A 20,478-nucleotide genomic window follows, 5' to 3' on the forward strand; every position below is an offset into this window, starting at 1 on the left:
CTAAATGTCAAAATGATGAAGTTTAGAAAATTTTGTTTTGAAAACAGAAAAATAAACAGCAAAAATACGCTAGCGCTCGAAAAGAAAGGCTTCTTTAAAAAAACATTCAGTTACTATACCCATTAAAAATCCATGTTTGTGAGATAACCTTTTTCGACAAGTTCGATTTTTTCCTTTATCGAATGAGTCTTTCCGTCTTTTATCAAAACCAGCCTATTTGCGATTTTTACTACATTCTGATAGTTGTGGTCCGTAACAATAATCCCTTTTTTGTTTAAGCTGCCTTTCATCATTTCGTTAATCGTTTCAATCATCAGTGGAGAAAGTCCATTATAGGGTTCGTCTAGCAATGCAAACAAGGACGTATTGGAAAGCACAATTTTTATTTCCAGATAGCGTAATTCACCCGTTGACAAATGCCTTATTTTTTTGTTTAGAAGCTTTTTGATAAACTCATCTTCACAAAAATTAATTCTGTTTTCTTTATCAATTGAAAGTGCAATTACTTTTTGAACAGAAAGATGATTCGGAATAAACTGATCCTGATCTAGATAACTGACATTATTCATCAGTACATTTTTAATATTCAAAGAAACCGAATCGATTCGAATACAACGATCCGGAACTGATTCTAAACCGGCTACAATTTTCAACAAAGTAGATTTTCCAGAACCGTTTCGCCCGAGCAATCCAATAATTTCTGAAGTTTCACATTTCAAATAAACATCAGAAAGTATCGTTTTCTCGCCAATTTTTTTCTGAATCCCGCTAATTTCCAAAGTATGTTTTCTCAAACTAATTTATTTTTTAAAAAGACAATTAAACCAAATAAAATTGCGGTGCAAAAAGTCATTAGATAACTAAATAACAACAGTTGCATTTTTGAAACGCCATTATTAAAATAAAACAAATAATCCCTTTTGCGATAAAATTCCATGAAGCCAATGCTTGCCAAAAAACCAAAACTTAAAAACCATATAAAGAAATAATCAAAACCACCGAAAAAAACAGCAATTGCACAAACCATTAAATTAACTGTTAATGTGGTTTTAAAAAATTCGAATATATTTAGAAGCTTTCTAATCAATTAATTTATTTTTTCTTCAAAAGGAATTGTAGTGTCAAAAATTTCATTCAAAAGCAAAACTATTTCTTTCAAGTACAAATCCAGAGTTTGCTCAGACACTGTTGTATCCAAATCTTTTTCTTCTTTGAATGTAAAAGGCAAAAATCCCGATTTTAGATTTTTAAAAGAAATAATTCCAACCTCAATAGGCATATTTCCAGCTTCCTTTTCAAACATGAATGCATAAGCCAAAACCTGAATGATTTTGTCGTTTTTAAGCTCATTGGTCAATCCATTCCATGTTTTCAATACGACATTCGCTTTTTCGACTTTTCCAGTCTTATAATCGATAATTCTTATTTTTCCATTTCGTTGTTCAATCCGGTCAACATTTCCTTTTATAACAACCGGAAATGGCAAACTTGGATGTTTGAGTTCGCGTTGATATGTTTGTTCTAGAGCAATAATTTTAATTTCGTCTCCATTTCGAACTGCTTCTAATTCCACTTTAAGAAAATTAAAAACATTTCGTTTTGCAACTTCGAAAGCCAAAAGGTTTCGGCCTTTTTTAATTTCACCTTCTTTATAAACTACTTTAAATTGTTTTAAAACCTCTTCATCAAGAAGTTTAAAACATTTCGCAATATCTTCTTCAGAAATAAATCGACCAATAAAAGGTTCATAAAGGGCTTTTAAAGTTTCATGTATTATAGTTCCAAGTGTATTCAATGCGATATTTTCTTCTACTTCTTCCACTTCACGTATTCGAAGTATTTTTTGGAAATAAAAATCAATCGGGTTTCGAATATAACTTGTCAGTGCCGAAGGAGAAAATCCTGCTAAAGCAATCTCTTTCAAACGGTCCATAACAGCCTCCGATTTTGGGATTACCATGGGCTGATACGCCGTTGCAGGTAAAACCGGATTATAAATATCAAAAGTCAAGTTATGTTTAGGCTGTTTTTCTACCTCTAACTGTGTGATAAAACGACTTCTTTCACCCGCGTCTAATCCATCATTTTCAGTATTGTAAATAAGATAGATATTTTTGGCACGCTGAAGTAAATGATAAAAATGATAGGTATAAATTGCATCTTTTTCTTTAAAAGTAGGCAAGCCCAACTCTCGTTTTACATCATAAGGAATAAAGGAATTTTGAGATTTTCCAGCCGGAAATTTTCCTTCATTCATTGACGTTATAATAACTGTATCAAAATCAAGAACACGACTCTCAAGAACACCCATTATTTGAAGTCCACGTAAAGGTTCACCTTCAAATGAAACTTCAGCAACATCAATAATTTGTTTATAAATGGCGTGAAGCGTGTCAATGTTATCAATATGATTATGACTAGTGTAATAATTTATAAGTTTATTTATGACTTTAAAAACAGCATAAACAAAAGATTTTGCAATCTTCTCCTCTTCATTATCTTTATCAAAATTTGTTTTGATCAAAAGCAAAAGTGCCGAAATATTTTCAAGTACAGATAACGAACCGTTTTCCCATTTTTTAAATAATAAATCGAACAGATTACATGAATTACTATACAACTCAACTATTCTATTATGAGAAATAAAGGTGTAATTGTTCTCTTTAATAATCTTAACCAAATGATTTGCATTTGCATAAGGAGCCACAAGCGGATGCGTTAAAACATCTAAAACATCTTTGTAATAAAACACGTAACTGTCTCCCTTTCGGGAAAGTGCGTTCGTATGCATTTTAAACAATTTAGCAATTAAAATTTGTGACGGATTGTTTTTACCAGAATATCCCATAGTGATATTCAAAGCGCCAACTGAAGCAGGCAACGAATACAAAACCGGAATCAGCAAGCTTTCCTCACCTAAAACCACAGCAACTCTATCTAAAGATCCAGCAGGATTTTCAGCAATTAAGTTTTCAATTATACTTCCTGTAATTTTTGCCTGGCCAATAGTTTTTGGCGAACCAATTACTTGAATATTTTTGGATTGTGAAAAATCATCTACAATCCATTCAAAAGGATGTGATTTATAATACTTCCAGCTTTCTTTAAAACGTCTCACAAAAAGTCCTGCGTCGTGATAAGGATCATTCAAAAAAGTCTGATCTGTATCCCAGTATATTTTTGCCTGATCTAGAGCCAGTAAATGTTGTACTATTTTCTCTTCAGCAGCATTTAACGCATTAAAGCCTGCAAAAATAAAAGAACGGTTTGAGACCGTATTCGAAAAATGATTAAGATTATTGACAGCTTCTCGATAAATCAATCCTTGATAACCAATTGCTTTGTTTAACAGATGATTATATAATGCGTCATAATACAAAGGAAGAAGCTTCCAAAAATCAATATAATTCTCTAAAAGCTTAGTTTTGTTTTCTACTTCGACTCCCCACTTTTTTATATCCTCTATATCTTTCAAATAAGAAAGTACATGATTTGGATCTAGAAGATATCGATCAATTTCATTAAAATCCTGTAAAAGTGTTTTTGCCCAATTAGCAAATAATTCAAATGATTGTTGATGCTGTTTTTCTGTAACAGATAAATACACTTCATAAAATGCAAACAAAAGCTCAATCGAATCTATTGAACGAATTGAAGCCACATCCTGAACAAAATCCTCTATACTAATAATATCCGGCGAAAGAATAGTTTTGTGGGTTTCTTTTTTTAAAGCTTCGATTAAAAAAACCTTCGCTCTTTTATTAGGCAGAATAATAGTTGTTTCAGCAAGCTTTGTTTCATAATTCTGAATAACTACAGCTGCAATTTTTTCAAGAAAAGAAGTATTTATCATGTTATAAAAATAAAAAAAGCCATTCAATTAAGAATGGCTTTTCAGTATTATTTACAAAGTAAATTATAGTTTACCTTGGTATTTAGAACCAATATGTCTAATTTCAGTTCTTCTGTTTTGTGCTTTACCTGCAGCAGTTTTGTTACTTGCAACTGGTTGAGAAGATCCAAATCCTTTAGACTCTAAGTTTTCTGGATTAACACCTCTTTCGATTAAAGCATCCATAACAGCTTTAGCTCTGTCTTCAGAAAGTTTTTGGTTGATTTTAGCAGAACCTGTACTATCTGTGTGTCCTTCAATAGAGAATTTCGCGTTTGGATAGTTTTTAAGGATTTCTTTAATTGCATCTAATCTAGCTGGAGTTTCTTTATCTCCTGTTTTGAAAGTAGCTTTACCTGAGTTGAAGTAAACTGCTCTTGCTTGAACTTTAAGATCTTCTAAAGCCTCAGAAGTTACTTCTGGACAACCTCTGTTACTAGCAGGACCGTATACTGTAGGACAATCGTCATCTTTATCAGCAACACCATCTTTATCAGCGTCTAAGAAAGGACAACCACCATTTTCTTTTGGACCAGCAACTGTAGGACATTTATCATCTTTATCAGCGATTCCGTCACCGTCAGTATCAGGACAACCTTTTAAAGCAGCTAAACCAGCAACATCTGGACAAGCATCATCTTTATCAGCAATTCCGTCTCCGTCTGTATCAGGACATCCGTTTAATGCAGCTAAACCAAATACATCTGGACAAGCGTCAGAAGCGTCAACGATTCCGTCTCCGTCAGTATCAGGACATCCGTTGAATTGTTTTAAACCAGCAACATCTGGACAAGCGTCATCTTTATCATAGATTCCGTCTCCGTCTGTATCTTTACCTCCGAATTTGAAGATAAGACCAGCTGTGTGTTGGAAGTGAGAAACAGCATCTGGAGTTCCAGAAGCATCAACTCTATCTCCACTAACAGCCCATTTGTATCTTGTAGCTAATTCAAGACCAATAGCATCAGTAAACCAGAAAGTTAAACCAGCACCTGGGTTAACAGTTCCATAGCTGCTATCTCCAAAGAAAGTATAACCACCACCAACAGATAACGAAGGATCAATCACTTTAGATTTGATTAATTCTTGGAAGCTATATTTGATAGTAGCATCAATTCCGTAGTACATTAAATCTCCAGGATTAACCACTACATTTCCTCTTCCATCATGCCCTGGAGCAGTTGGATCGAAAATAACGAATTTATCAATTTTGTTTACAGAACCTTGTAAACCAACAGAGAAACCACTACCTACATATCTAGACACACCAATGTAAGATAAAGAAGGAAGAATATTCCAGTTGTCTTTAACAGCGAATGGCTGAGAAAAATGTTGATCGAACCAACCATGTCCTGCTCCAGAACTTGTTCTGGTATCCACTGCATTAACCCCAAATGAGATCGCCCATGGATTGTTACTGTCTTGTGCGTGAGAACTTAAACCCATCACCATCATCACAGCAACTAAAAGTTTGTTAAGATGTTTCATACTTAATTTTTTTAATTACAATTTAGTTAATTACAAGCAAAAGTAACACCAAATTTTTTAAATACAAAATGAAATGTTAAAAAAAACCTACAAAAATTTACAGAATATGGTAATTATATAACTTTTAACATTTTACCTGTTAATGTAAAAGCTTCTATTGCCTTGTCCAAGTGCTCTTTAGTATGCGCAGCTGAAAGTTGAACGCGTATCCTTGCTTTGTCTTTTGGAACTACTGGAAAAAAGAATCCGATTACATAAATTCCTTCTTTTAATAATTCATTTGCCATAATTTGCGACAATTTTGCATCATATAACATAACTGGCACAATTGCTGAATCTCCATCAATGATATCGAAACCGGCTTTTTTCATGCCTTCTTTGAAATAATTCGTATTCCATTCTAATTTATCTCTCAATGAAGTATCTTTTTCTAATAATTCAAAAACCTTAATAGAAGCACCAACAATAGCGGGCGCCAAAGAATTTGAAAACAAATAAGGACGAGAACGCTGGCGTAATATCTCGATAATTTCTTTTTTCGCTGTTGTATAACCTCCCATCGCGCCTCCTAAAGCCTTGCCTAAAGTACCAGTTATAATATCAACACGTCCCATAACTCCTTTTGCTTCAAGAGTTCCTTTTCCGGTTGGACCGATAAATCCTGCCGCATGACACTCATCAACCATTACCATTGCATCGTATTTATCTGCTAAGTCACAAATTTTATCAAGAGGTGCAACTAAACCGTCCATAGAAAAAACACCATCTGTAACAATTAATTTAAAACGAGTTCCTGCTTCTGTTGCTTTTATCAATTGTTGCTCAAGATCTTCCATGTTGCTATTTTCATAACGATAACGAGCCGCTTTACACAAGCGAACTCCATCTATGATTGAAGCATGATTTAGGCTATCAGAAATAATAGCATCGTTTTCTCCTAATAAAGGTTCAAAAACACCACCGTTTGCATCAAAAGCTGCAGCATATAATATGGTATCTTCTGTACCATAAAAATCTGCAATCTTTTTTTCTAATGTTTTATGAATATCCTGCGTTCCGCAAATAAAACGAACAGATGACATTCCAAATCCATGCGTATCCATTGCATCTTTTGCGGCCTGCACTACTTCTGGATGAGAAGAAAGTCCCAAATAATTGTTTGCACAAAAATTCAATACAGTTTCTCCTGTAGAAATTGTAATTTCAGCACCTTGAGCCGAAGTAATAATACGTTCCTTTTTAAAAATTCCGTTTTCTTCAATGGCCTGCAATTCATTTTGCAGATGTTCTTTAATTTTACCGTACATTTCCTTATATTTAAAACGTTAAAAATTAACAACTTAAACCTAAAATAAGCTTGTTTATCTTTAACATCTGATTAATTTTTTCACAAATTTACTACATCGATTTCGGTTCCTATATACACCAATGCTTTTTTTAACACTTTATATCCCAAATCCTCAATAGCATCCTGGTATTCCTGAATTTGCTGTTTGTATTTAGAATTTATTGCCCCTGTTTTATAATCCAACAAATAAGCATTTTTATCTTCTGTAAGCACAACTCTGTCCGGTTTTAAAATTTTCCCTTCTTTTTGGATGATATTTTGCTCATTTAAAATCTTATTTTTCCCTTCGAAGCATACACTAATTTCAGGATGACTCACAATATCATGAAGCGTTTTCAAAACTTGCTCTACCTGATCAACCTTTATTAAGCCACCTTCAATTGCTTTTGCAACCGCCAAATCAATATCTGATTTATCTTTTACAAAAGCCAGAATTTCATGAATAACATTCCCGTAAGCTATTGCTTCCTGTTGATGTGTTCCCCACATTAAAGCTTCTCGTTGCGCAATTTTTATATTTTTAGGATTCAAAACTTCTTTGACAACCGGAATCTCTTTTATTGAATCAGTGAATTCAACCGAGGAGGATAATTTTACAGGATTCCCAAATTCATATTCTAATTTTTCCGAATCATAAACTCCTTGATTAATCAAAAATTTAATAAAAAAAGATGCCATATTGCTCGGAAATTCTCCATCTTTTCTTTCATTCAAAGATTGTGAGATAACATATAATTGTTCTTCAGCACGTGTTAAAGCAACATACAAAACATTTATATTATCCAATAATTCTTCCTGCTTTTTCACATTAAAAACCGCCGAAGCGCTTTCGCCAAAACCTTCTACCGCAATGCTATTATCAATCAAAGCCTTAGGAACACCTAAATCTTCATTTTCAGCATCGAGCCATAATTTATCTTTTGGCTTTCGATTATAATCTTCTTCAGCAAACGGCATAATGACAACGGGAAATTCCAAACCTTTCGATTTATGAATTGTCATAATCCGAACAGCATTATTTCCTTCCGGAGACGGAATACTGAATTTTTCAGCGTTTTTATCCCAGTAACTTAAAAAGTCGGCTATACCAGCCTGACTCCTCATATCTCTTTCTAAAACAATATCAAGGAAAAACTGCACATAAGCATTCCCTTCTGAAGGAATAAATTTAGAAATGATAATTTCGACAGCTTCGTACAATGATTTTTTTCGAACATCTTCAAAATTCAATGAAACATCAAAAGTCAGAAGCCATTTTTCAAAATCGGCTTCTACTCTATTTGACATTCCTTTTTCAATAAAATCATGGATTGGCATTTCATGATTTATATTAGAGGCTAAAAAATGAAGAAAATTAGCTTTGGATTCTAAATCAGCACTATTATTCAAATATTTCAGAAGATGAATTATCAAACGAACTTCAGTAGCATTCTGAATCATTAAAGTTTCTGAAGACAAAAGCGGGATATTTTGTTCCGTTAAATAATTTGCAATTGCAATTCCCTGACCTCTTTTTCGAGTCAAAATTACGATGTCTCTGTACTGAAAACCCTGCTTAACAACTTTTAGAATTGTATTTAAAGTTGCTAAAACATACAAATCTGATTTTTCAACAACTTCGTCTTCCTCTGCAGCATCAGTTTTTTCAATAATTGGGAGAAATGAAATGTTCACATATCCTCCTTTTTTCGCATTTGAATTCTGAAAACTATGATTTTCGTATAAATCCTTATAATCTTCGTTTGAAAATTCAGAAGAAATTAATTTAAAAAAAGCATTATTAAAATCAATAACCTCACTATAACTCCTATAATTAGTATTTAAATGCTTTATCTCCTTATCTGGATTATTAAAGGGATTTACATCTTTGCTAAGCTCAATAAACTGCTCCGCTTTTCCTCCGCGCCAGCGATAAATCGATTGTTTTGGATCACCAACAATCATTAGCGTTCCTTTATTACCTAACTCATCCTGACCTGAAAGTGAATTATCAATCAGCGGAATCAAATTTTGCCACTGCATTTCAGAAGTATCCTGAAATTCATCTATAAAAAAATGACGATACTTTTCTCCCAAACGCTCATATATAAAAGGCGCGGGCTGATTCTGAATTTCTCGATGAATAATGGCATTAAATTCTGAAATAGAAAGAATATTTTGTTCTGATTGGATTTTTGCCAATTCATTACTTACTGTATTCAAGAGAGAAAGTGGCGTTATATTTTTCAGGAAAGCTTTATAAAAATCTCTTTTTTCGAAATTCTTGTAAATCTTACTCAAAATCTGAAGCAAATCTGGAATGATATTTTCAATCAAAGCCCGGTCTTTAGCCGTTTTATTAATTGCAATATCATCAAACTCATGAAAAGTTTTATTTCTTGGATTGAATTTTCCATCACGAATACTTTCTAAATGATTTGGAAACGTACCGCGTGAAAATGATTTCAAATCGATTCCGTTTTCATCAATTAACGAAAGAGCATCAATTGCCCAACCTTCGTTTTCAGATTCCAAATCTTTGCAAAGCGCAAGCATTTTCTTTTTAATCTCGATAAACTCTTCAATTGATTTGTCATGAAAATGCAAAATTTCATTCCGATTGTTTTCATTGAGCACCAATCTTCCGGTTTCTAAAATTTCGCGAGAAACATCCCAACTTTTATCATCATCGGTTTTCTCCATCGTAAAATCAATCAACAAATTGGTCAAAGTTTCATCCTGACCCGCTTGTGCAATTATCGCATCAACCGCTTCAATCAATAAATTTTCAGTATCCAAAGTGACTTCAAAAGTCATTGGAAGATTTAGATCGTGCGCAAAAGCCCGAATTACTTTGTGGGTGAATTTATCAATTGTCGAAATATCAAAAGCCGCATAATTATGAATTAAGTGCTTAATAATACTTTGCGATTTAATTTTGATTTTAATAACTGAAAGCCCAGTTTCCCGAGCCAAATCTTCCATTAATGCAGTTGCTTTTTCAGAAGGTTCATCTTTAGCAAATTCAGAAAGACTACCAACAATACGGCTTTTCATTTCGTGAACCGCTTTGTTCGTAAAAGTTATCGCTAGTATATTTCGATATGCATCGTGCTTTGGCGAAGAAAGAATAATTTTGAGATATTCTTTAACCAAAGTATAAGTCTTTCCTGAGCCGGCAGAAGCATCATAAATAGAAAAAGACGGGCTTTGCATAATTCGATTTTTTGTATGGTAAAAATAGCATTTATAAAACACTATCCATTGAAAAATCTAAAGAATCTGAGAAATTGGCAGAATTTAATGCTTAGGAAAAGCTCTTTTATTGAAAACCAATAATATTCCAACTCCCGTAGAAATAGCTATATCGGCAACATTAAAAATCGCATTGAAAAAAGCAAAATGTTTTCCTCCAAAAATTGGCAGCCAAGTTGGTAAATTTCCTTCCCAAATAGGAAAATAAAACATATCAACTACTAAACCATGAAACCAAGTTCCGTAAGGATTAGGAGAAAAAAGTGTTGCAATGTTATGCTCGCTGCCATCAAATATAACTCCGTAAAAAACAGAGTCTATGATATTACCAGCTGCTCCAGCAAAAATTAATGCAATCGCCACTACTAAATAAGTAGAGTGACGTTTTTTAATCACATCTGAAAGCCACCAACCGATACCGAAAACAGCAAAAATTCTAAAAACAGTCAAAATCAATTTTCCGTATTCACCTGGGATTTTAGTTCCCCAAGCCATTCCTTCGTTTTCAATAAAATGAATTTTGAACCACTCAGCTCCCATTACTTTTATTTCTTCACCAAGAATAAAGTTTGTTTTTACATAAATTTTTGACAGTTGATCTATTATTAAAACTAAAAATATAAGGAAATACGCTTTTCGTAATGACATTTTATAAAATTTTGATGCGCAAAAATAACTAATTAAATCAAAAAAGCACTTTTTAAGTAACGTTAATTGTTTCGTAATAAATCGAAATCAAACGGATTCGCTTTTTGTATGTGTCAGAAATGCTTTTTCACATTATAATTTACAGAAATTAAACCTTGGGAAGTCGTATTAAAGAAAAAAGCGCCCCTAAATGGGGCGCTTTTTTTAAGAATGATAATATTATTATCTCTGCAAGTTTTTAGCTTCGATACTCATTGTAGCATGAGGAACAATTTTAAGTCTTTCTTTGCTTATTAATTTACCTGTTACTTTGCAAATACCATATGTTTTGTTTTCAACACGGAATAAAGCGTTTTTCAAGTCGCGGATAAACTTCTCCTGACGAATTGCCAATTGAGAGTTTGCTTCTTTAGACATTGTTTCACTTCCTTCTTCAAAAGCTTTGAAAGTTGGAGAAGTATCGTCTGTTCCGTTATTCAAATCATTCATATAGGCACTTTTGATCAAATCAAGATCTTCTTGTGCTTTTTTAATTTTTGCTTGGATTATTTCTTTGAACTCCGCCAAATCAGCGTCAGAGTATCTTGTAATTTCATCTATCATGTTATTATACTTTTATTTTGAAATTAATATCATTGTTTTAATATCATCAAACTCAATTTCTGTGCCGTTTTCTAATACGTCAACAAAAACCAAATCATCCGTAAGTGTCTCAGACTTAATATAGTCTTCATTTTCCAAAACTGCATCTTCTAAAATGCTGTCTCTCTTTATCTGTACCTTAATCTTATCAGTAACTTCAAATCCTGAATCTTTACGGATATTCTGAATTCTGTTTACTAATTCTCTCGCGATACCTTCATTTTTCAACTCTTCAGAAATTGTAATGTCAAGCGCAACTGTAATTCCATTTGAATTTGCAACCAGCCATCCTTCAATATCCTGAGATGTTATTTCGACGTCTTCTAGTGATAAAGTTACATTATTTCCAGAAATAACAATATCCAACGTTCCTTGCTTGTCTAACTCGTTAATTTGTTCAGCCGAAAAACCTTGTATCTCCTTAGAAATCAACCCCATATCCTTTCCGAAACGTGGCCCAAGAGCTTTAAAATTAGGCTTAATTTGTTTTACCAAAATACCTGAAGCATCGTCTAAAAGTTCGATTTCTTTCACGTTTACTTCCGCTTTTACAAGGTCAGAAATAGCTTCGATTTCAGCACGCTGGTTCTCGTCAAGTACTGGAATCATTACCTTTTGCAGAGGTTGACGTACTTTGATCATTTCCTTTTTTCTAAGTGATAGAACCAAAGAAGAGATTGTCTGCGCCTTCTGCATTTTGCTTTCCAACGTTTTATTAACAAAGTTTTCGACAAATTTTGGGAATTCAGCCAAGTGAACACTAGCAAAATCCTCTGTTTCCGTCGAAGCTGTTAAATCGCGATACAATTTATCCATAAAAAATGGAGCAACCGGAGCGCTCAATTTGCTGATTGTTAACAAGCAAGTATAAAGCGTTTGGTAAGCTGCAATTTTATCTTTAGCATATTCCCCTTTCCAGAAACGACGACGGCATAAACGAACGTACCAGTTACTTAAGTTTTCCTGAACGAATTCAGAAATGGCTCTTGTCGCTTTTGTTGGCTCATAATCTTCGTAACATTCGTCAACAAATTTCACTAAAGTGTTCAACTCAGAAATAATCCACTGGTCGATTTCTGGCCTTTCGTTTAACGGAATTTCGGCTTCAGCATATTTAAATCCGTCGATGTTAGCATATAACGAAAAGAAAGAATAAGTGTTGTATAAAGTTCCAAAGAATTTACGGCGAACCTCAGCAATTCCTTCAAGGTCAAACTTCAAGTTATCCCACGGATTTGCATTCATAATCATGTACCAACGTGTGGCATCAGGACCGTATTCTTCAATGGTTTTAAACGGGTCTATCGTATTTCCTTTACTCTTAGACATTTTAATTCCATTTTTATCTAAAACCAAACCGTTTGAAACTACGTTTTTATACGCTACTTTATCAAAAACCAAAGTTCCGATTGCGTGTAATGTATAAAACCATCCACGTGTTTGATCTACTCCTTCTGCAATGAAATTCGCAGGAAAATCTTTGTTTGCATCAATTTTATCTTGATTTTCAAAAGGATAATGCCATTGTGCATAAGGCATTGCCCCAGAATCAAACCAAACGTCGATCAAATCGCTTTCGCGTTTCATTGGCTGGCCAGAAGCCGAAACCAACGTAATTTGATCCACAACATTTTTGTGCAAATCGATTAAATCATAATTTGATTCCGACATATTTCCGATTTCGAAACCTTTAAACGGATTTTCTTTTTGAAAACCTGCTTCGATAGATTTTTCAATCGCATTGTATAATTCTTCAACAGAACCAATAAGAACTTCTTCTTTTTTGTCTTCAGTTCTCCAAATTGGCAACGGAATTCCCCAATATCTAGAACGAGATAAGTTCCAGTCGTTGGCATTTTTAAGCCAGTTTCCAAAACGTCCTTCACCAGTAGATTTAGGTTTCCAATTGATAGTTTCGTTCAGGTCGAACATTCTATCTTTTACATCGGTTACTTTGATGAACCATGAATCTAGGGGATAATATAATAACGGCTCGTCAGTTCTCCAGCTGTGTGGATAACTGTGCACGTATTTTTCAACTTTAAAAGCTTTGTTTTCTTCTTTTAAACGAATTGCGATTTCAACATCTACAGATTTCTCTGGTGCTTGTCCTGCATCGTAATATTCGTTTTTAACGTATTTACCAGCAAGTTCCCCAACATGTGAGGTGAATTTTCCTTGCAAATCTACCAACGGTACTGCATTTCCTTCTTGATCCAAAACTAACATTGGTGGCACTTCCGGTTTTGCTTCTTTAGCAACTTTAGCATCATCTGCACCAAAAGTCGGCGCTGTATGCACAACTCCTGTTCCGTCTTCAGTTGTAACGAAATCTCCGGCAATTACTCTAAATGCATTTTCAGCATTTTGATACGGCAATACGTAAGGCAATAATTGCTCATAACGAATTTCTACTAAATCTGCTCCTTTTGCTTCCGTTAAGATTTTGTATGGAAGTTTTTTATCGCCATTTTTAACGTTATCAAAATCAGCGTCGTCTTCACTTAAGAAAAACCCTTTTCCAAATTGTTTTCCAACTAAATTTTTAGCCAAAACAACATTGATTGGTTCAAAAGTATATTGATTGAAAGTTTTCACTAAAACATAATCGATTTTTGGCCCCACTGTTAGAGCTGTATTCGATGGCAATGTCCAAGGAGTTGTCGTCCAGGCTAAGATGTGAATATCTCCAAAACCTTGCAAAAAGCTTGGAAGCGTTTCCGGCAAAGTTTTGAATTGCGCTACAATCGTAGTATCTGTAACATCTCTGTAAGCTCCAGGCTGATTTACTTCGTGAGAAGATAATCCTGTTCCCGCTTTTGGAGAATATGGCTGAATCGTGTAACCTTTGTATAACAAACCTTTATCGTAGATTTGTTTCAAAAGCCACCAAACCGACTCCATGTATTTTGGTTTATAAGTCACATATGGATCTTCCATATCAACCCAATATCCCATTTTTTCGGTCAAGTCATTCCATACGTCCGTATAACGCATAACGGTTTTTTTACACGCTTCGTTATATTCTTCGATCGAAATCGTTTTGCCAATATCTTCTTTTGTAATTCCTAATTCTTTTTCAGTACCCAATTCTACAGGCAAACCGTGCGTATCCCAGCCGGCTTTTCTTTTTACCTGAAAACCTTTTTGAGTTTTATATCTGCAAAAAATATCTTTAATCGCACGCGCCATCACGTGGTGAATTCCTGGTAATCCGTTTGCTGAAGGCGGACCTTCAAAAAATACGAAAGGCTCAGCACCTTCGCGAGTTGTAACACTCTTTTCAAATATATTTTCTTTCTTCCAAAAATCAAGAACTTCAGACGCTACCGTTGGCAAGTCAAGTCCTTTGTATTCAGTAAATTTTGTACTCATTTTATCCTTTTCTTAAACGAGGTGCGAAAGTAAGGAATTTTGAGGAAAATAGATAAAAGTTAAGAGAAAAAAGACCGATTTCAGGAAATTTCAGGTAGATTCCGCAACAAAAAATATGCTTTTGGTCGATTTAAGAGAAAACTTCTTTTAAAATCTCTAAAGATTTTGGTTTTTTGAATCCTTCCAAATGAAAACTATAATAATCAATTAAGATTTTTAGCAGAATTTGTCTTTCTAAAACATGAAAGATTTTTTGATCATTATCAAATTTCAAATCGAGTAGTTTTCTAAGCAAACTGGTTTCGTGCTCTGAAAGCGTATTCACACCAGAAAAATGCGTAAAAACGCCATCAATCATTTCAAAATGAGGCAAATCTATTTCAGAAACATCAGGATAAAAACCCAAATATTTTGTGATTTCTAAAAGTAGAATCAAATGAAAATTGGAAATTTCTTCATGATGATCCAGCCAGGTAAGAGCGGTTTCTAAAAAAAGGAAAAGCTGTTCGTTTTTTTCTTCTTCCTGAATAGAATGATGAAGCATTTCAGACAAAAACATCACCATTGTACTTTTTACAATATCAGTATGGATGCTTTGAAACGGAACAGCGCTTTTTATCTCTTTGAAATTCTCTAACGTTCCTTTGTTTTTATGAACGGCTTCGATTTCTAAAATTGAAAATGGCTGAAAATAAGCAATCTTTTGACTTGCTTTTCGGCTCGAAAAAGCATCGCGCACAAAATAAGACTTCAGTCCGCTTGAAAGTGTAAAACATTTTACGATCAAGCTTTTTTCCTGAAATTTTAAGGATGAGATTACTATGGCTTTGGTTTTGACTAACAAAATTTTTGTTTTTTTTTTAAAGTTTCAAGTTCAATCTTTTGACTTTCAAACTTTCGACTTTAAGACTAACGAATAATCATTACTTTTTTGACTTTTGTTTCTACACCATCTTGCGCAGAAATAAAAATCATATAAACACCTGAAGAAACTTTGTATTTTCCAAAAGCGGTTGTATCCCATTCAATTGTTCCACCTTCTGAAGTTGTTTCGTAAACCAAATTTCCTTCGATGTCTGTGATTTTAATATTTGCTTTATCCAATAATCCTGCAACTTTTACGGTTCCTGAATAGGTTGGCCGAACTGGATTTGGATACACATAAACATTACTCAAATCTTCGTTGGCTTCAGTGGCAATTCCACCAAAAGAAATCAAACCTTTATTGGTCGCAATAAAAACTTCGCCCGTTGTACTATTTATTTTAATTTCATTGATGGTGTTGCTTGGCAAAGGCGAATTACTGATTGTAAAATGATATTTGGTTTCCTGACCATTTGGCGAAACCATAAAAACTCCAGAATCACTTGTACCAATCCATTTATTATTTGCACCATCAACCGCAATTGCAGTTATAAATTGCTCATAAAGAAGTTCCTGAGCCAAATTATCTTCCATAATAATTATTGGATTCGCTTTTAGCTGGCTGTCATTCTGAAAACTTCCCACATTTGACAAAACACGCAATCCTTTTGTCGTTCCTATCCAAAGCTGATTTTTAGTATCAATTGCAAGCGCTCTGACATCGGCAACTGGAAGATTTCCGGCATCGGCACCAAAAGTCATTTTTTTGAAAGTATTGTTCGTTTCATTAAAACCAACAACACCATCTCGATTTGTTGCAATCCATTTTACGCTGTTTTTATCCACTAAAATACTGGCATAACTACTGGCTTGCGCGTCGTCTAAAATTGAAGTCATAGCATAACTTCCCCATTGAACATTCGTTTTTAAAACTTTTAAGCCATTTTTTATACGACTGTTTGTAACCCACAAATTCCCTGTTTTATCGAAAGCTGTCGCATTGACACGAACATCAATATAATTTGGACCTTCGGTCGTAATCGATTCTAAACCGCTGTTTTTTTCATTATACAAAAGATTCGGAACATCATTTTCTATTCGCAATAAACCTGAAAAAAATGAACTTGCATAAACCTGTTTTTCATTCTTTGGATTAACAATAACTCTTGTCATCGACTTTGCATTGTAAACGTTAGAATAAGGAATATTCAGCCATCCAGAAGTATTGTATTTACTAACCCCATAACTATCTAAATCATACGGATTATAGAACGTGTCATAATCTCCGTAAACGGCCCAAAGAACACTTGGCGTTACATCCATTGAAAAAATATTATTTCTGGCTGGCCCTGAGGGAGTATTATTTACAAATGCGGAAGTACTTGAAAGTGATGATGAAAACAAACCTTTTTCTTTTGTTCCAATAAAAATCACATTCCCTACTGAAGTTGCACAAGTAAAATTTATAGTATTATCCAATACCTGAGCATTAGAGATTTGGCGAATTAGTACCATTTGATTGCTATAAACATAAACAGCATTTTTTATGGTAATAAACAAATTATGGTTTTTTGCACGCATATCAACCGAAGCTTGTGGAAGTTGCGAAAATCCTATAAAATTATTAGCATTAAATCGATGAATATACCCAGAAGAATTAATAGCAATCAGTTCAGAATCGACATTCTCAACACTTGACCAATCACCACTATTTACAACAGACCATTGTTTAAAATCATTTAAATTTGGATTTGCAATATCGGCGCGTCTTATTCCATTTGAAGTTGCGGCATAAATAAATCCGTTAAAAAATGTAGTTTGCTTAACACTGATTTCGGCGCCATTATCTCCTATAAAATACGTATCACCAAATTTCAGAGTTGTCAAATTAAACTGTACAATTCCAAAATCGCAGGAAACATAAACCAAACCATTATGCTCCATAAAATGATTGATTTTTTTTAGATTAGGAGCCAATTGTTTATTGATGATATCCACAATTTTAAGCATGCTTCCGTCTGATTCATTAATTACAGTCATCAAACCATTTTCATAACCTACAATTGTTTTTTTAAAGATTTCACTATAATACATAGCCGAAATAGTCTGGCCCGAAAGTCCGTCAACAGTAGTAATGGTTTTAGTTGTATTTGTTGCTACATCTTTTGTAAATAATGCATTTTCTGAGGCTGCGAAAACCGCAGTTGGAGATTCTGAAATATCTTTTATTTCGTTGAACGAAAAATAACCCTGCCATGACAATTTGTTCTGTGAAAAACTAAATTGGAACAAGAGCAAAAACAAAATATACAGAAACTTTCTTTTCATTATTTTACGTATTCGAATAAACAAATATACTACAAACGGAATTATTTGTTTTTTGTTCTTTTTACAAATAAAAAAAACCTTCAAATGTCCAGAGACAAATGAAGGCATTTCAAAAAACTATACTAAAAATTACACTACACCTTGAGCGAGCATAGCATCGGCAACTTTAACAAATCCTGCGATGTTTGCTCCTTTTACGTAGTTCACATAGCCATCTTCTTCAGCACCATATTTTTTACATTGGTTGTGAATTCCAACCATAATGTCTTTTAATCTTAAATCCACTTCTTCACTCGTCCAGTTTAGACGAATAGAGTTTTGTGTCATTTCTAATCCAGATGCAGCAACACCACCGGCATTAGCTGCTTTTCCTGGAGCAAAAAGTACTTTATTATCTAAGAAAAGTTTAATTGCATCTAATGTCGAAGGCATATTAGCAGCTTCTGTTACACATAAAACGCCATTATCAATCAATTTCTTAGCATCGTCTCCATTCAATTCATTTTGAGTTGCACATGGAATTGCGATATCTACTTTTACTTCCCAAGGACTTTTTCCTTTATGGAAAATCGCATTTGGATATTTCTCTAAATATCTTTCTGCTCTGTTGTCTCCGGTAGCTCTCATTTCAACCATATGGTCGATTTTTTCTCCAGAAATTCCTTCTTCATCATAAATATAACCATCAGGTCCAGAAATTGTAACTACTTTTCCTCCTAGTTCATTTATTTTTAAAGCTACTCCCCAAGCTACGTTTCCAAATCCTGAAATCGCAACTCTTTTACCTTTAATATCGTGACCAATAGTACGAAGCATTTGATCTGTAAAATATACAACTCCATAACCTGTAGCTTCAGGACGTATTAATGAACCACCATAAGCCAAACCTTTTCCAGTTAAAACTCCTGTAAATTCATTTCTGATTCTTTTATATTGACCAAACAAATAACCAATTTCTCTTGCGCCAACACCAATATCTCCCGCCGGCACGTCAAGGTCTGGACCGATATGACGACACAATTCTGTCATAAATGATTGGCAGAAACGCATAATTTCTCCATCCGATTTTCCTTCTGGATCAAAATCAGAACCACCTTTTCCTCCACCCATTGGAAGTGTTGTCAAACTATTTTTAAAAACTTGTTCGAAAGCAAGAAATTTTAAAACTGATAGGTTTACAGTGTGATGAAATCTAATACCTCCTTTATAAGGCCCAATTGCAGAATTCATCTGAATTCTAAATCCGCGGTTTACAATAATTTCACCTTTATCATCTACCCATGGAACTCTGAAAATTATAGATCTTTCGGGTTCAGCTATTCTAAGAAGTAAATTTTTTCCATCATATTTTTTTCTTTCAGCAATAAACGGAATAACTGTTTCTGCAAATTCTCTGACAGCCTGAAGAAATTCTGGTTCGTTTGGATTTTTTGACTCAACCAGAGCCATAAATTCATTTATTTTTTGTTCCATTTTTAAATAAATTATTCAAATAATAGTTTTTAGCTTAAAATCAATTATAATAAAAAAACGTCTTAAAGAAAACGTTTTCGTAACAACATGCAAAGATAAGTCAAAACAATCATGAATTGTTATTTTTTTTCGTTTTTGCAGAAGAATTGTGTAATTTTTAAACAAAAATTAAAATACAATTTTTCACCCCCGATTTTACATCAAATCATTATGTTTAAAGTCAGAAAATTAAGTGTTTTGTTACTAATTTTTTAATAGAGGAATTTTTATTTTGTTTCGACAACCTTTTTTATATATTTGCCAAGATTTGAAAGCCCAAATACTATGCTCAAACCCGTAATTATCACGCTATTTACCATTCTTGGTATCAGTACTGCAGTAAACGCCCAATCTGATCTCGCTCAAGAAATAGGAATATTCGCAGGACCTGTAACACTGCAGTCTGATTTTGGTCAGAGAAACAACTTTGACACTAACGTCGGGAACACCGGATTTGGGATTGGAGTTATGCATTTCATCAACTTTTCAGCTGCCAATAATCATGAAAGTTTTTTCACTGAACACTTTAAAGTAAGATCTGAACTTTCGTTTAGCCATACTGAACTTAAACATTTTGGAAGATGGGTTGACAAAAAGCCAGAAACGGTATTTGTTAATATGCTTAAAAACATGAAGGCAAGTTCAACTACAATAGGAATAGGATCTCAGTTAGAGTTTTCTTTCATCAAAATACATGACTTCGAAAACACAGTTGGTAGTTTCAGTCCGTATCTGAGCCTTGGATTCCAGGTAGATTATTATTCTGCAAAAGTAGGTTCTAATCTAGGAGATTTGACACTTCCAAATGTAACAATAGGAAAATATTTAACACCATCAGACGGAAGAGCACACGGTTTTTCTACAGAAACAGGAGTTGTTGTAGCGGCAACCGGAGGAGTTGGTGTTCATTATAAACTGACAACAATGAGCGATTTAATGTTTGAAACTCGTTTTAAGATGTTCAGCAATGACTGGGTTGATGGTCTAAATCCTAATAAAGACATTTACAAAGAAAATAAGTCAAACGACTGGCAAGTATGGTTTAACTTTGGTTATATCTACTACTTAGAATTCTAAAAATATTTTAAATTCCAAAATATAAAAATCCCAAATTCCAAAATAATCAAAATTGGAATTTGGGATTTTT

General features: G+C 33.8%; 12 protein-coding genes. 1 reads left to right on the forward strand and 11 read right to left on the reverse strand.

Annotation, left to right across the window (positions count from 1 at the left end):
* Positions 1-122 precede the first annotated feature (122 nt).
* From ACWA1B_RS01035 to gdhA, 11 genes are all read right to left on the reverse strand, one after another.
* On the reverse strand, positions 123-794 hold the full coding sequence (locus tag ACWA1B_RS01035; protein WP_456903968.1) for an ATP-binding cassette domain-containing protein: 672 nt from the start codon (positions 792-794) through the stop codon (positions 123-125).
* Positions 795-1,087: 293 nt separating this feature from the next.
* On the reverse strand, positions 1,088-3,853 hold the full coding sequence (locus tag ACWA1B_RS01040) for a PD-(D/E)XK nuclease family protein (RefSeq protein ID WP_456903970.1): 2,766 nt from the start codon (positions 3,851-3,853) through the stop codon (positions 1,088-1,090).
* A 63-nt stretch (positions 3,854-3,916) separates the two neighbouring features.
* Entirely contained in the window at positions 3,917-5,380 is a 1,464-nt protein-coding gene (locus ACWA1B_RS01045) for an OmpA family protein (protein ID WP_456903972.1), read from the reverse strand.
* 113 nt (positions 5,381-5,493) lie between these two features.
* Complete coding sequence (kbl, locus tag ACWA1B_RS01050; protein ID WP_456903973.1) at positions 5,494-6,687, reverse strand: glycine C-acetyltransferase; 1,194 nt, start codon at positions 6,685-6,687, stop codon at positions 5,494-5,496.
* Positions 6,688-6,767: 80 nt separating this feature from the next.
* Positions 6,768-9,923, reverse strand: a complete 3,156-nt coding sequence (locus tag ACWA1B_RS01055; protein ID WP_456903975.1) for a UvrD-helicase domain-containing protein — start codon at positions 9,921-9,923, stop codon at positions 6,768-6,770.
* 84 nt (positions 9,924-10,007) lie between these two features.
* Complete coding sequence (locus tag ACWA1B_RS01060; protein WP_456903977.1) at positions 10,008-10,610, reverse strand: lipoprotein signal peptidase; 603 nt, start codon at positions 10,608-10,610, stop codon at positions 10,008-10,010.
* Positions 10,611-10,832: 222 nt separating this feature from the next.
* The gene (locus tag ACWA1B_RS01065; RefSeq protein ID WP_012022792.1) at positions 10,833-11,213 is read right to left on the reverse strand and encodes a TraR/DksA family transcriptional regulator; all 381 of its coding nucleotides are present in this window, start codon (positions 11,211-11,213) and stop codon (positions 10,833-10,835) included.
* Positions 11,214-11,225: 12 nt separating this feature from the next.
* The gene (ileS, locus tag ACWA1B_RS01070; protein WP_456903979.1) at positions 11,226-14,627 is read right to left on the reverse strand and encodes an isoleucine--tRNA ligase; all 3,402 of its coding nucleotides are present in this window, start codon (positions 14,625-14,627) and stop codon (positions 11,226-11,228) included.
* Positions 14,628-14,757: 130 nt separating this feature from the next.
* Entirely contained in the window at positions 14,758-15,471 is a 714-nt protein-coding gene (recO, locus tag ACWA1B_RS01075; protein ID WP_456903980.1) for a DNA repair protein RecO, read from the reverse strand.
* Between the two features lie 65 nt (positions 15,472-15,536).
* Positions 15,537-17,819 (reverse strand): type IX secretion system anionic LPS delivery protein PorZ, encoded by a 2,283-nt coding sequence (porZ, locus tag ACWA1B_RS01080; RefSeq protein WP_456903982.1) that lies wholly within the window; start codon positions 17,817-17,819, stop codon positions 15,537-15,539.
* A 129-nt stretch (positions 17,820-17,948) separates the two neighbouring features.
* Entirely contained in the window at positions 17,949-19,292 is a 1,344-nt protein-coding gene (gene gdhA, locus ACWA1B_RS01085; RefSeq protein WP_456903983.1) for an NADP-specific glutamate dehydrogenase, read from the reverse strand.
* A 324-nt stretch (positions 19,293-19,616) separates the two neighbouring features.
* Here gdhA and ACWA1B_RS01090 point away from each other — a divergent pair, with 324 nt between their 5' ends.
* A complete protein-coding gene (locus tag ACWA1B_RS01090) occupies positions 19,617-20,408 on the forward strand; it encodes a THC0290_0291 family protein (protein ID WP_456903985.1) in 792 nt (263 codons plus the stop codon).
* The last annotated feature ends 70 nt before the right edge of the window (positions 20,409-20,478 follow it).

Source organism: Flavobacterium xizangense, assembly GCF_054075145.1.

What these genes read in the sequence shown, in the direction of transcription:
- ACWA1B_RS01040 (WP_456903970.1), bottom strand. Translation starts at nt 3,853, where the DNA reads ATGATAAATACTTCTTTTCTTGAAAAAATTGCAGCTGTAGTTATTCAG.
- ACWA1B_RS01045 (WP_456903972.1), bottom strand. Translation starts at nt 5,380, where the DNA reads ATGAAACATCTTAACAAACTTTTAGTTGCTGTGATGATGGTGATGGGT.
- porZ (WP_456903982.1), bottom strand. Translation starts at nt 17,819, where the DNA reads ATGAAAAGAAAGTTTCTGTATATTTTGTTTTTGCTCTTGTTCCAATTT.
- ACWA1B_RS01065 (WP_012022792.1), bottom strand. Translation starts at nt 11,213, where the DNA reads ATGATAGATGAAATTACAAGATACTCTGACGCTGATTTGGCGGAGTTC.
- gdhA (WP_456903983.1), bottom strand. Translation starts at nt 19,292, where the DNA reads ATGGAACAAAAAATAAATGAATTTATGGCTCTGGTTGAGTCAAAAAAT.
- ileS (WP_456903979.1), bottom strand. Translation starts at nt 14,627, where the DNA reads ATGAGTACAAAATTTACTGAATACAAAGGACTTGACTTGCCAACGGTA.
- ACWA1B_RS01090 (WP_456903985.1), top strand. Translation starts at nt 19,617, where the DNA reads ATGCTCAAACCCGTAATTATCACGCTATTTACCATTCTTGGTATCAGT.
- ACWA1B_RS01055 (WP_456903975.1), bottom strand. Translation starts at nt 9,923, where the DNA reads ATGCAAAGCCCGTCTTTTTCTATTTATGATGCTTCTGCCGGCTCAGGA.
- kbl (WP_456903973.1), bottom strand. Translation starts at nt 6,687, where the DNA reads ATGTACGGTAAAATTAAAGAACATCTGCAAAATGAATTGCAGGCCATT.
- ACWA1B_RS01060 (WP_456903977.1), bottom strand. Translation starts at nt 10,610, where the DNA reads ATGTCATTACGAAAAGCGTATTTCCTTATATTTTTAGTTTTAATAATA.